Genomic DNA, 13,620 nt, shown 5'->3' on the forward strand with positions numbered 1-13,620 from the left:
TCCTGAAACTATAACCCAAAAATTATGAGTGAAAATATTAACTGGCAGGAGCTTTCAGAAGTTGAAAAGCTCAAATACGATAGTAACTATTTACGGGGAACCTTAACCGAAAGTCTGGCCGACCCGATTACTGGGGCCATATCGGATGGAGATACGCAAATCTCGAAATTCCATGGTATTTATCAGCAGTGGGACCGCGATATTGACAAAGAGCGAAAGCGACAAAAACTGGAACCTGCCTTTTCATTTTTGATACGGTTGCGTATGCCCGGCGGAAGATTTACGCCAGGGCAATGGCTGGCAATGGACGAGTTGTCGGAAAAATATGCCAATGGTACGTTGAAATTGACAACAAGGCAAACATTTCAGTTGCACGGTGTGCTGAAGCGCAATCTGAAGGCCACCATTAAAGAAATGAACGACCATTTGATGGACACCATAGCTGCGTGTGGCGATGTAAACCGTAACGTAATGAGCCATGCCAATCCGGCGCAGTCATCGTTTCATGCTGAAGTGATTGAGACAGCTAAAAATATCAGCGAGCATCTTTTGCCCAAAACAGGTGCTTACCACGAAATCTGGTTGGATAAAAAACTGGTGGCCGACAGTAAAGAGGAAGTGGAACCGTTGTACGGAAACCGTTACCTGCCACGAAAATTTAAAATCGGGATTGTAATTCCACCACATAATGATTGTGATGTTTTTTCGCAGGATTTGGGTTTTATTGCCATTGTTGAAAACGACAAAATTGTTGGCTACAATGTTGCTGTTGGCGGTGGTTTGGGAACTACATTCGGGAAACCCGAAACTTATCCGAGAACCGGAACTGTAATTGGTTTTTGTACCCCAGATCAAATTATTGATGTTGCAGAGAAAGTGGTGCTGGTACAACGTGATAACGGTAACCGAAAAGACAGGAAACAGGCCCGTTTAAAATACACCATCGACAGAATGGGAGTGGAAGAATTCGTGGCAGAACTGACAAAATATTTGGGATATGAACTGGAGCCGGAACGCGAATACGTTTTAGACCGAAACGGAGATGATTTTGGCTGGATAAAAGGCAGCGACAAAAAGTGGCACCTCACATATTTTGTAGAAGGCGGCCGCGTGCTTGACCGGGGAGAATACAAACTGAAAACTGCTCTTCGTGAGATATCAAAAGTGATCGACGGTGATATTATCTTAACCGGAAATCAGAACCTGATCATCTCGGGAGTGAGCACAAAAGTGAAAAACAAGGTGGATGCCTTGCTGAAGACTTATGGTGTATCTCCTGAAGATATCTCCGGCTTGCGAAAAAATTCAATTGCATGTGTGGCTTTGCCAACCTGCCCTCTGGCTTTTGCCGAAGCCGAACGTTACCTGCCTGATTTGGTATCGAAAATTGAAGCGATTCTGAATGAACACGAGCTGGGCAAGGAAGAAATTGTAATTCGTATGACCGGCTGCCCCAATGGTTGCGGGCGTCCTTATCTGGCCGAAATTGGCCTGATCGGTAAATCGCCTGGCTATTACAATTTATACCTTGGTGGAAGTTTTAACGGATCGCGTTTGAACACGCTCTACAAACAAACCATCAACGAGGAAGAGATACTGAACGAGCTACGTCCGATTATTGCTGATTTTGCAGCAAACCGCAAGGACGGCGAGCATTTTGGCGACTTTGTTATCCGCAATAATTACGTGGAGGAAATTAAAGAAGGCAAGGATTTTAAACACTAATTCCATTAGTAACAGATAGAAATCAAAACTTAAAAGCAAACAAACATGAGAACAACAGTATCGATATTAGGTTGCGGATGGCTTGGAACAGCGTTGGGAAGATCATTGCTCCGAAAAGGCTGGAAAGTTAAAGGATCGGTGGCGTCAACGCAAAGTTACAACAGGCTTGAGGTAAGTGGAATTAGTGCATTTTATGTGAAAGCCAAAGCGCAATCGCTGACGGTGGATTACAATAGTTTTTTCAATACCGATGTGCTTATTATCAGCATTCCGCCAACGCGAACAGATTGTGTGGAGGACTCATACCCAAAGAAAATTGAGCAGGTGATTGCCAAAGTTGAGGAGCTGAACATTAAAAAAGTTCTTTTTATTTCTTCAACGTCTGTGTACGAATCGAAAAATGCAGAAGTAAAAGAAGGCGATGAGGGAACGCCGGAAAAAGCCAGTGGGCGAGCATTGTTAAAAGCGGAAAAACTGTTGCTGGATAATCCGGCATTTCAAACTACGGTAATTCGTTTCGGTGGTTTGATCGGATACGATCGCAATCCGGCACGTTTTGTACAAGGCAAAAATACACCGGTTTTTGATGCACCTGTTAATTTGATTCACCGCGACGATTGCATAAATATCATCACTCAAATTATTGAAAAAAATATTTGGGGCGAGGTGTTCAATGCATCGAGCCCTGAGCATCCCGGACGTAATGAGTTTTATGCAAAAGCTGCAAAAATCAGTGATATGCCAATTCCGGTGTTTTCAAAAGACAAAGGAAGTTACAAGGTGATTAACAGCGACAAACTTATTGAGGCGTTGGATTTTAAGTTCGCGTATCAAAGTCCGATGGACTACTTAAAAGAAGTGGAAGAGTGGGCCTACAGAATTTAGCAATGGAACAGTTGGGAAAAGTTTATATTGTAGGAGCGGGCCCCGGACCGGCAGATTTACTCACTGTGAAAGCGCACGATTGTATTAAAGAGGCAGATGTGATTTTATACGATGCCTTGATTTCGCGCGATGTTCGGACGCTTTTCCCGGAGAATGCAGAACTTATTTTTGTGGGTAAACGTGCCGGCGATGGCGTTGATGTAACGGAGCGGCAAAACTCCATCCACCACAAAATTGAAAAGCACGCAAAACAGGGGAAAGTGGTGGTGCGTGTGAAATCGGGAGATCCAATGATTTTTAGCCGGGGAGCGGAAGAAACCTCGTATCTGCAGGAAAAGAATATTCCTTTTGAAGTGGTACCGGGCATTTCGGCGTTTAATGCGGCGTCGGCAGAATTTGGCATTCCGTTAACCGACCGGCGGGGAAGCAACTCGCTGCACCTGCTTTCGGGGCGCGATGTGGCCGGGAAATTACTCAGCGTAAAACAGTTGGTAAGTATTCTGGAAAACCGCGGAACCGCTGTGATTTACATGGGCACGAAAGTACTGGAGGAAATCTACGAAGCACTGGATGTCGTTCACCGCGAGTGTATTCAGGCAACGATTGTGTCGCGTTCCGGCCGTTGGGATGCACAAAAGTTTAAAGGAACATTGCAGGAGATGGTTTCTTTGAATAGTGAAACACCTGTAAAAACTCCTGCTTTGATTTATCTGAGAATGGAGTGTTGATATAGCAATTTAATGTTCGTTGCTGTTTTGCAGTACTCAAAAAACTTCGTGGCCAGATTATTTTAGTTTCTTTTGTCTTCATGCCAGACGGGCAGTTCCTTTTGTTCACAGAAATAGAAACATGAGGTGTTCACGATTTCGCTTTGCTCAATTCCAGTCGATGAAAAGGAACCAAAAATCTTGTCAAAAAATAACCTTTGCGTTTTTTCAATGTTGTGGGTTAGCCCGACTGACGGATTTTTGACGAGCCCGCACCAGTTTCATTGCTCTGTAGGTTTAGGGAGAACTAGAATTGCAGCGCCACCTATTATTTGTAGAAATATATTGAATTTTAAAAAGGCGTTTCATTAGTGGAACGGCCTCTTTTGGTCTTTGTCAGGAGGTGAAATGAAACCTTAATGAGAGCGGGAAGCTCCGAAGAATTGAGGAGATCACCCGTCCGAATTTAGGTTTTATGAAACGGAGGATAAAGATCAAAAGCAGCCTTGATTTTTTTGCTTCGTTTTTGCATTAAGGCAAAAATGAAGGCCTCCGGCAGGAGATTTAAATTTTTATGGGTTTCAAAAGATAGTTTGGCAAATGGCAAATTAATAAGCTACTGTTAGGCGTAAATCGATAACAACGAAATCGCAATAAGAACAACTGAAACAGAATAGTAAACGAGTATTTTTATAAACCGGCTACGACTCTGTTTTGTCAGGAATGAAGATATTAATCCGAGGTTGGCAATAAAAAGAGCGAACAACATAAGAACAATGTGTTCTACGGGCCACAATCTTTTGGCAACCATGTTATTGCTTTCGTCGGGGATGTACTGAAAATCGAAACCTGATCCCAGATTCGTAAACATTATCAACCCTAAAATAAGTTGCAGGTACAACGCCACAATAAAAGCAATGGCAACATACTTGTCGGTTTTGGCGTAAGGGAGCTGGTTTTTTATTCCACGAACCGAGCGGTAAATCAACGTAACCGCCAAAAGTAAAAATGATACACTAACAATGTCGTGTATTATTTTTACTACGTCGGATGTGATTATGGCGCTCAGATTCATCATTTTCAAGTATTCAGTCTCAGTTTACAGTTACAATTCTCAAATTCTCAAACCAATTCAAACTAATCAAACCATTTGAGCAATATCAATTTCATTTTCCGAATTTCATTGAATCAGCTTTTCTGATCTTTCGTCAATAGAAATTCAACCGTTCCAGTTTGCACTTTTGATCCAGTCGACAACGAATTTAGCATTTTCAACCGGAATGCCGGGAACAAATCCATGTCCCACATTAAAAATCCATTTGTCTTCTTCTGCTCCAAACGAAAGGTATTCCTGCAACTTAGCTTCAATTACTTCCTGGTTGGCAAATAAAATACGCGGGTCAAGATTTCCCTGAATTCCCATATCTGCCGGGATCATTTCGCGTGCTTCTTTAATTGGTACTTGCCAGTCGACACTGATAAAGTCGGCATCGCCGGATTGTAATTGTTTTAACCCGGTTCCCAATCCTTTTGGTAAGAAAATAGTTGGGGTGCCTGTTTCCATTACTGCTGCCGATATTTTTCGTACAAACGGCATAATCAATTCCATATATAAATCAGCAGGAATAAGTCCGGCGTGCGTTTCAAAAATCTGAAAAGCTGCCACGCCATGTTTTACCTGGTTTAATGCATACTCAATCGATAAATCGGTAATGGCACCTAACAGTTGTTTTGCCAGCTTTTTGTCTTTATACAACAGCGAAACCGCATCAGGGAACGTGTGGTTTGTTCCCAATCCCTGCACCATGTAACAAAGCGTGGTAAACGGAGCTCCGCAAAAACCGATCAACGGGAAATCCGCCGGTTTGGTTTCCTGAATTTTATCGATAACATCATAAATGTATTCCAGTTTTGTGGCGTCCGGGTTGATAAGTGACATCGGATCGTCAAGATCTTTCAAAGCTGTTGCAAATCGTGGCCCTGAATCGGTGAACGTCAATTCCATTCCCATTGCCTCGGGAATTACAAGAATATCGGAAAAAAGAATCGCTGCGTCAACGCCCAAATCGTAAACAGGCAGAAGCGTAACTTTGGCTGCCAGTTCCGGATCGCGCATCAGTGCTGCAAAACTGTACTGCTTTCTCATTTCAAGGTACGACGGCAAAACTCTTCCCGCCTGACGCATAAACCACACCGGTGGTCGTTCCGTTTTTTGCCCTTCAAGTGTTTTTATAAATATTCCTTTTTCCATCTATTTTGGTATTTCTTTCTTATCAACAAAATTTGTGTAACTATCTGCAAAATATTTCCAACTGTGTAGATTGATATGATTGAATGGATTGATGAGATTGAGCCAATCTCCATCAATCTGTTTTCAATCTTCTCTCAATCTTTTTAGTTCTTTTAAGGCGTTTAAATTGGCAGCGATGATGTTGTCGATATCTTCGTCGGAGTGTGCGTACGAAACAAACAAACATTCAAACTGCGACGGCGCAATGTACATTCCGCTTTCCAATGATAGTTTGAAATATTTTGCATAACGTGTTGTGTCTGCACTCATTGCTTCCTCATATGAGCTCACTTTTTCTTCGTTAGTGAAGAACAAGGTCATCATCGATCCAACACGGTTCAACACTGCTTTGATACCTGTTTCTTTCAGGTTGTTGCGAATTCCTTCTTCCAGCTTTTTAGCTTTGCGCTCCAGTTCCGGGTAGAAGTCGGCAGTGTTCCGGATCAGTTTCAACATGGTGCTTCCGGCTGCCATTGCCAACGGATTTCCCGACAGGGTTCCTGCCTGGTAAATCGGGCCGTTTGGTGCCAGCTGATCCATAATTTCTTTTTTACCACCATAAGCGCCAACCGGCAATCCTCCGCCAATAATTTTACCCAGCGTGGTAATGTCGGGCATTACATTAAAGTATTCCTGAGCACCACCTTTGGCCAAACGAAAACCGGTGATCACCTCGTCAAAAATTAGTAGTGCGCCATTTTTTGTGGCGATTTCGCGCAGGCCTTCCAAAAATCCTTTTTCAGGAAGAACAACACCCATGTTTCCGGCAACCGGTTCAACAATAATTGCAGCAATATTTTCTCCGTTTTCAGCGAATAATTGTTCTACCGAAGCCAGATCGTTATAATTGGCCAGCAAGGTATCTTTTGCATTTCCGGCAGTTACGCCCGGACTATCAGGCAATCCCAAAGTGATAGCACCTGAGCCTGCTTTGATCAGGAAGCTGTCGCCGTGACCGTGGTAATTACCCACGAACTTTACAATTTTCTCGCGGCCTGTGGTTCCACGTGCCAAACGGATGGCGCTCATTGTAGCCTCGGTTCCCGAGTTAACCATTCGTACTTTTTCTATCGAAGGCACCATCTCAACGATCAGCTCCGCCATTTCTGTTTCGTACAAAGTAGGAGCTCCGTAACTGGTACCTTTTTGTGCTGCTTTGTTAATAGCCGACACAATTTCAGGGTGGGCATGACCAAAAATCAGTGGTCCCCATGACGATACAAAATCAGTGTATTGGTTACCGTCAATATCTACAACTGTTGAGCCTTTGGCACAGTCGATAAAAACCGGATTTAAATTGACACTTTTAAAAGCCCGAACCGGAGAGTTTACGCCTCCCGGAATACTTTGCTGAGCTTGCTGAAATGCTTCTATACTTTTTGAAAACTGCATGTTTTATCCTTTTATTCCATTCAAAATTTTCGCTGCGTCAACAGCTGAATACGTAATAATAATATCGGCACCGGCTCTTTTTATCGAGGTAAGAATTTCCATCATCACACGCGGCCCGTCGATCCAATCCTTCTCTGCAGCTGCTTTTAGCATTGAAAATTCGCCGCTAACATTATAGGCTGCCGTTGGCATTTTGAATTCGGTTTTTACACGGTATATAATATCCAGGAACGAGAGCGCCGGTTTTACCATCACAATATCGGCACCTTCGGCAATGTCGAGTTCTACCTCGCGCATGGCTTCGTCTGAATTGGCCGGATTCATTTGATAAGTGGCACGGTTGCCAAATTTTGGTGCACTTTCCGCAGCTTCACGGAATGGCCCGTAAAAACCCGATGCATATTTAGCCGAATAAGCCATGATCGGAATTTTCTCGAATTTATTTTCGTCCAATGCTTCACGGATTCGTCCAACGCGACCGTCCATCATATCGCTCGGAGCGATCATGTCTGCACCGGATTCTGCCAGTGAAACCGATTGTGCAGCCAGTGTTTCAAGCGTGGTATCGTTATCCACATCGCCATCAATTATGGTTCCGCAGTGTCCGTGTGTGGTGTATTCGCAGTTGCAAACATCGGCAATGATATACAAATTGGGAAGCTCTGCTTTTATGGCACGAATGGCTTGCTGTACAATGCCGTTGTGCTGACAGGCAACTGTTCCATCTTCGTCCTTTTCGGCAGGAATACCAAACAAAAGAACTGCTTTCACGCCTGATGCAACAACATCTTTACATTCCTCAACCAGGTTTTCAACCGATAATTGAAAGTTACCCGGCATCGAGCTGATCGGGTTGCGAACGTTGGTTCCGGCACAAACAAAAAGTGGCATCACCAAATCGTCAACCGATAGTTTTGTTTCGGTTACCATGTCGCGTAAAACCGAATTGTATCTTAATCTTCTTAATCTTGTTTCAGGAAACATCATATAGTGTAGTTTTATTTGGTTAGATAATAGTCGATTATTGCTTTGTACAGTCCTTCAGCATTTGAATTTTCTGCGGTAACCAATGGTTCGGCACCACCTTGTCGGATAGCTTCCGAGGTTGTTTCACCAATGCTGGCCATTTTCACACATGAAATATTTTCAGTGCCATAAAAGTGGCAGAAATTGTTAAACGTTGACGGACTTGTAAATACGATCAGATCGTAATTGTCATTCGAAATCGTATCCAGTATTTTCGAATCAGCACCCGAAGGTTTTACCGTTTGATATGTATTGATACGGGTAACAGAATTTGTTTTTGATAATTCTGTTTCCAGTTTATTACCGGCCAGCTTTCCGAGGGCCAGTAAAATATTTTGGTTTTGCAGATTGTGCTTCTCTGCTAATTCCTTTAGCAGGCCGTCAGATGAATTCTCACTTGCCGTAAAATACGGCGCATAACCGTAATAATCCAGTTCTGCTGCTGTGTTTTTGCCAATCACGGCAATCTTTAAATCGTTGGGCAAAGTGGTATTGCCTAAGGTTTCGATAAGTTGTTTGAAGAAACTAACAACGCCATTTTTGCTGGTGAAAATAATCCACTGAAACTGATCGAGATTTTGTAAAGATTGTTCTTCTGCTGCAGTCAGTTGTGTCTGTTCAATTTGAATCATTGGCAGCGAAACAACCGATGCGCCTGCTTTTGTAAGCAGCTCAGGAAGATCATCGTGAATATCAGCCGGACGAGTTGAAATGATCACCTTGTCATTTAGCGGAAGTTCCGTTTTTGTAACAGGTAAATTCTCCGTGCGGATTGCATCCAGAATTTCTTTTCCGCCGGCGTTAAATAATTTATTGGCCAGGTTTCTTGCCAATTCATTGGCATCTTCAACCGGTCCGGTTGCTGTTTCTTTCAAAAATTTACTTCCGTCGATGCTGGCAATAAAACCGGTTATCTTTACCTGATCACCTTCAACTTTGCAGGTGCTTCCCACCGGAATCTGGCATCCGCCTTCCAAAGTATTCAGAAACACACGTTCTGCCGAACTTGTTATCATCGTTTCCTTGTGATTGATTTGTGCGATAATGGCTTCAATCTCCGGATCGTTATCTTTTATTTCGATTGCGATTGCACCCTGTCCGCAAGCCGGAATCATCGTTTCCGGATCAAGAATTTCGGTGATCGCTTCATCCATTTCGAGGCGTTGTAATCCCGCACCTGCCATTATCATTGCATCGCAGTAACCTTCATTCATTTTGCGGATGCGGGTGTTTACATTGCCCCTGATTTCGACGATATTAAAGTCGGGATTCAAACGAAGCAATTGTGCTTTGCGGCGTAAACTTGAAGTGGCAATGGTATGCTCCGAAGTTAATTCCGAAAGTTTTAAGTGATCTTTGCTGACCAGTGCATCGTTAACAGTGCCTCTTTCCAGCACAGCGCCCAGTTTTGTTCCTTCAGGAAAAATCGTGGGAAGGTCTTTTAAACTGTGTACGGCCATGTCGATTTCGTCGTTGAACATGGCTACTTCAAGCTCTTTGGTAAAAAGTCCTTTGTCTCCGATTTTTGACAACGGCACATCCAGAATTTTGTCGCCTTTTGTTTTAATAACGACAATCTCAAATTGCTTTTCAGGGAATTTCGGTGTCAGTACATCTTTTACCCTATAAGCTTGATATAAGGCAAGTTTACTGCCTCGTGTACCAATGCGAATTATATGTTTCATGGAGCAAGCTTGAACAGATCGTTAACGAGTTCGATGTATTCTTTTTTGCGCCCGTTATCGGTAATCGATTTTACATTTTTGATCATCAGGCGGATAAATTTGTTGGTAATGTGGTCGGCGTACATCGAAGCTTCTTCGGTGTTGTCTTTCGACTGACGTTTTATGAAACCTTCGAGTTCCGCTTCATTTATTTTCCTGAAATTATCGCTGATGCTTTGGAAAGTCGGAGTAAGGTTACGGGTGTGTTGCCAGTCGCTAAAATCGGTAACAAACTCGGCAATGATAGCTTCTGCTTTTTCGATTTCACCCTTACGAATATCAAATGTTTTATCGACAACGGCATTTAAATCGTCGATATCGTTAACAAAAACATTTTCTATTTCTGCTACGTCCGGTGCAACGTTATGCGGTACCGAAAGATCGACAAAAAACATTGGTTTATGTTGTCTTTCAATCATTACCTGTTCCACCATTTCTTTTGTAATAAGTGGCTTTTTCGATGCGGTTGACGTAACTACAATGTCGTTGTGAACCAGTTCATTTTGCAGTTCCGAAAATTCTCTGGCCACACCCTTATAGCGTTTTGCCAGTTCCTGCGCTTTTTCTGCGGTACGGTTAATAATGGTGAACTTGTTGCACCCTTTTTTCAGCAGGTTTTGCAGAGTTAACTCACCTGTTTGACCAGCTCCAAGCAGCAATGTTGGATGCGAACTAAGATTGTGCAGTTTTTTGTTAGCCAGTTCAACGGCAGCGTAACTAATCGAAACGGCTCCTTTTGAGAGTGCAGTTTCTGTTCTAACTTTTTTACCGGCCTCAAAAGCCTTGTTAAACAGGCGAATTAGAGTTGGAGTGTGCAGCTCATATTTGTCGGCAATGGCAAAAGCATCTTTCAACTGGCCAACAATCTGGTATTCGCCCAGCGCCATCGAGTCGAGGCCCGATGCTACACGGAATAAATGTTGTGAAGCTTCGTCCTGAAATTTATGGTAAAAATGTGCTCCCACACTTTTATCCGCTTTCCTCCAATCAAAAAGCATTTTTGCCAATGTTGATGTACAATCAAAAATGTCTTTTTCCGGGTAGTCAAAATATATTTCGGTACGGTTGCATGTTGAAACAACGATTGCACCGTTTATACCTGCGTCGATTAATTGCGGCACAAAACGCTTCACATCTTCTTCGCAAAAAACAAATTTCTCGCGAACTTTTATCGGAGCAGTTTTGTGGTTTAATCCAAGTAATCCTATCATGAATGAATTGATTAAGTCTTGATTTTGAAACAATACTATTAAAACAATCTGTAGAAAATCTGTAGAAAAAACCAGATTTGGAGGGGTATTGAACAAAGGCTTGTAAGTGTTGTGTTAATGTGTCAGAAAAACAGGGGATTATGCGGTGTTGTTATTCTGATATTCAGTCTTCAAAATTCTTTGCTTCCGGGGTGAAAATAATGCTAAAATTGTGCAGATTATTCTCATAGGAATAAAGGGCCTTAAAACCCGAAACTTCGCATATTTTCTGAACGATGGCAAGCCCCAATCCAACCGAACTGTCGGAGGATGATGATTTGTAAAATCGTTTGAAAATATCGTCGGCGTTTCCCTCAATTTTTTCACCGCTGTTGGCAATCGTTAGCTGTTTTTCGTTTGTAGTTATCGAAATCGAACCATTTTTGTAATTGTGACGGATGGCGTTTTTTAACAGGTTGGAAATAAGAATGTCGGCCAGGTACGGATTCATTTCAACAAAATATGCTTTGTCGGGGCTTTCCACCGAAATCTTTTTGCTTTCGATAACATCTTCAAGGAACGAAAGTTGTGTGTTGATAATTTGTGTTAGATCAATTTTTTTGACTTCCGGAAATTGACGGTTACCGATTTTAGAAAGCAACAGCAAGGTATTGGTCAGACGCGAAAGTTTGTTGGAAGCTTCGTACGCGTCACTAATTGTTTTTAGTTCTTTCTCCTGCATACAATCCGACTGCAGCAAAAGCTCCATTTTTGAAATAATTACGGCAATGGGAGTCTGCAGCTCGTGCGAGGCATTTTCAGTATATTCCTTAAGGTTATAATAGTCTTCTTTTATGCGCTCGGTCATCGAAGTCAAAACCTTGTTTAGCTCGTTGAATTCCTTGATGTCACTTTCTTTCAACTGAAAATCTTCGTGGGTGTTCAGGTCGTATTTTTTTATTTTGTTGATGGTGTCGTAAAACGATTTTAGTGTTTTTTGCGAAATATGCCGGTTTAGCACCAAAAGTCCTACAATAAGGGCAACTACCAGCAGTGTCATCGATAAAATAATGCGCACCATCAGGTTGTCGGTTTCGGCATGCGATTTAAAGATTCGTACCAGGTATTTTTGTCCGCCAATCTCCGAAACAAACTGCAGTTGACGGTAAGCGGTGTAAGCACCTGTTTCATTGTTCACAATTAGCGTATCGGAATAACCTTCAACCGGAGTTTGGTTAGCAGGAATCGGAGTTATTTCAACCTTTTTTTCAAAATCGGTCGGTGTGGTAGCAGCCGAGTGTGCGGATTTCAATTCGTTCAGAATACTGGTTTGCCGTTTTTGTAACTCAACATTAATGTTTTGGTTTACTTGCTGACGAAGTAAAAAATAAAAAGCGATTAGCCCTACCAGAAAAATGAAAAGCGAAATGGAGAGGAAATTGAGACTTATTTTGGTAAGTAGTTTCATTATTTTTCTTTCTGGCTTTGCCTTTTATTCCTGGGTTAAATCAAATTTATAACCAACGCCGTATATGGTTTTAATATAATCGGCACATCCTTTTTTTATCAGCTTTTTGCGCAGGTTTTTAATATGGCCGTATATAAAATCGTACGAATCGGCAATGTCCATGTAATCGCCCCAAAGATGTTGCGCCAAACCGGTTTTGGTAATTACCTTGTTTTTGTTGGCCACAAAAAACTGAAGCAGTTCGTACTCTTTTTTGGTGAGTTGCAACTCATTGTCGTTCACAAAAACCTGGTGCGAATCAGGAAGAATCTTTATTTCGTTGACCAGAATATGATTGTCGCCATCAAAATTTATTCGCCGGTTAATCGATTTTAAGTGCGCATTTAATTCGGCCAGGTGAAAAGGTTTTGTGAGGTAATTATCAGCACCGATTTCAAGCCCTTCAATTCTGTTTTCCACCGAATCGCGCGCCGAAATAATAATGATCCCCATTTTTTTATTGTCCTTTTTTACCTGGCGGATAAGGTCGAGCCCGCTGCCGCCCGGTAAATTAATATCTACCAAAATGCAATCGTAAAAATGAATTTCAATATGTTCGGCCGCCGTGTTGTAATCGTAGGCTGTTTCGCACACATAACCTTCATCGGTCAGGTACTGAAAAATGGCGTCTGATAAAGCTATTTCGTCTTCTATAATCAGAATCTTCATGAATGCTTATTTTCAATTTGCAATATAATAACTTTTCAATCTTATGTCGTCATTTGTTCCAACTGAGTTAGAATATGGCCTTTAAGTTGTACCGTTCAAAAACTTTATAATTATCTTGCGCTATGCAAAAAAATAAACTTTGTTGCCGTATTTATCCGGTGGTAATTATTCTTGTTTCAGCCGTTATTTCAGCTGCCATTTTTTATTTTAGGGAAAGAACGCACCAATTTCGTTTTCTAACTGAAAAGGGGGCATTTTTCGATTTTTTTGGAATAAGTATGGTAATTGCAGTGCTGCCGGTTGCACTATTTTATTATTTAAGCGAGAAAGAACGATTTCAGAATTCGGCAAGGCCAATATCGTTGCTTGGATTTCTTCCTGCTTTAATTTATCTGATCTTTATTCTGTTATGATATTGGGGAGTTGCAGAGTTTTGTGAGATCATAAAAAACACAATAGAATCAACTTTTTATACAGTAATACTATTGTGTTTTTTTGTATTGTT

General features: G+C 41.9%; 12 protein-coding genes. 4 read left to right on the top strand and 8 right to left on the bottom strand.

What is annotated here, in order from left to right:
* The first annotated feature begins 24 nt into the window (after nt 1-24).
* The 3 genes from cysI to cobA are packed head-to-tail and all read left to right on the top strand — an operon-like array spanning nt 25 to nt 3,338.
* The gene (cysI, locus tag LH29_RS18045) at nt 25-1,725 is read left to right on the top strand and encodes an assimilatory sulfite reductase (NADPH) hemoprotein subunit (protein ID WP_045032471.1); all 1,701 of its coding nucleotides are present in this window, start codon (nt 25-27) and stop codon (nt 1,723-1,725) included.
* A 45-nt stretch (nt 1,726-1,770) separates the two neighbouring features.
* Nucleotides 1,771-2,610 (top strand): Rossmann-fold NAD(P)-binding domain-containing protein, encoded by an 840-nt coding sequence (locus tag LH29_RS18050; protein WP_045032473.1) that lies wholly within the window; start codon nt 1,771-1,773, stop codon nt 2,608-2,610.
* 2 nt (nt 2,611-2,612) lie between these two features.
* Complete coding sequence (cobA, locus tag LH29_RS18055) at nt 2,613-3,338, top strand: uroporphyrinogen-III C-methyltransferase (protein ID WP_045032474.1); 726 nt, start codon at nt 2,613-2,615, stop codon at nt 3,336-3,338.
* 601 nt (nt 3,339-3,939) lie between these two features.
* Here cobA and LH29_RS18060 read toward each other — a convergent pair.
* The 8 genes from LH29_RS18060 to LH29_RS18095 form a co-directional block, all read right to left on the bottom strand.
* Nucleotides 3,940-4,395: a hypothetical protein gene (locus LH29_RS18060; RefSeq protein WP_045032475.1), complete on the bottom strand. Its 456-nt coding sequence runs from the start codon at nt 4,393-4,395 to the stop codon at nt 3,940-3,942.
* Between the two features lie 141 nt (nt 4,396-4,536).
* A complete protein-coding gene (gene hemE / locus LH29_RS18065) occupies nt 4,537-5,568 on the bottom strand; it encodes a uroporphyrinogen decarboxylase (protein ID WP_045032477.1) in 1,032 nt (343 codons plus the stop codon).
* Between the two features lie 123 nt (nt 5,569-5,691).
* Nucleotides 5,692-6,999: a glutamate-1-semialdehyde 2,1-aminomutase gene (gene hemL / locus LH29_RS24815; RefSeq protein ID WP_045032479.1), complete on the bottom strand. Its 1,308-nt coding sequence runs from the start codon at nt 6,997-6,999 to the stop codon at nt 5,692-5,694.
* 3 nt (nt 7,000-7,002) lie between these two features.
* A complete protein-coding gene (gene hemB / locus LH29_RS24820; RefSeq protein WP_045032481.1) occupies nt 7,003-7,986 on the bottom strand; it encodes a porphobilinogen synthase in 984 nt (327 codons plus the stop codon).
* An 11-nt stretch (nt 7,987-7,997) separates the two neighbouring features.
* Nucleotides 7,998-9,710, bottom strand: coding sequence for a hydroxymethylbilane synthase (gene hemC / locus LH29_RS24345; RefSeq protein WP_082063825.1), 1,713 nt, complete (start codon nt 9,708-9,710; stop codon nt 7,998-8,000).
* Complete coding sequence (hemA, locus tag LH29_RS18085) at nt 9,707-10,960, bottom strand: glutamyl-tRNA reductase (protein WP_052671069.1); 1,254 nt, start codon at nt 10,958-10,960, stop codon at nt 9,707-9,709. Before hemA ends, hemC begins: the two co-directional genes overlap by 4 nt.
* A gap of 163 nt (nt 10,961-11,123) precedes the next feature.
* A complete protein-coding gene (locus LH29_RS18090) occupies nt 11,124-12,407 on the bottom strand; it encodes a sensor histidine kinase (RefSeq protein WP_045032483.1) in 1,284 nt (427 codons plus the stop codon).
* Between the two features lie 24 nt (nt 12,408-12,431).
* Nucleotides 12,432-13,115 (bottom strand): response regulator transcription factor, encoded by a 684-nt coding sequence (locus tag LH29_RS18095; RefSeq protein WP_045032485.1) that lies wholly within the window; start codon nt 13,113-13,115, stop codon nt 12,432-12,434.
* Nucleotides 13,116-13,237: 122 nt separating this feature from the next.
* On the opposite strand from LH29_RS18095, the gene LH29_RS18100 reads away from it, so the two are divergent.
* The gene (locus LH29_RS18100; protein ID WP_045032488.1) at nt 13,238-13,528 is read left to right on the top strand and encodes a hypothetical protein; all 291 of its coding nucleotides are present in this window, start codon (nt 13,238-13,240) and stop codon (nt 13,526-13,528) included.
* The last annotated feature ends 92 nt before the right edge of the window (nt 13,529-13,620 follow it).

Source organism: Draconibacterium sediminis, assembly GCF_000949475.1.
GTDB lineage: Bacteria > Bacteroidota > Bacteroidia > Bacteroidales > Prolixibacteraceae > Draconibacterium > Draconibacterium sediminis.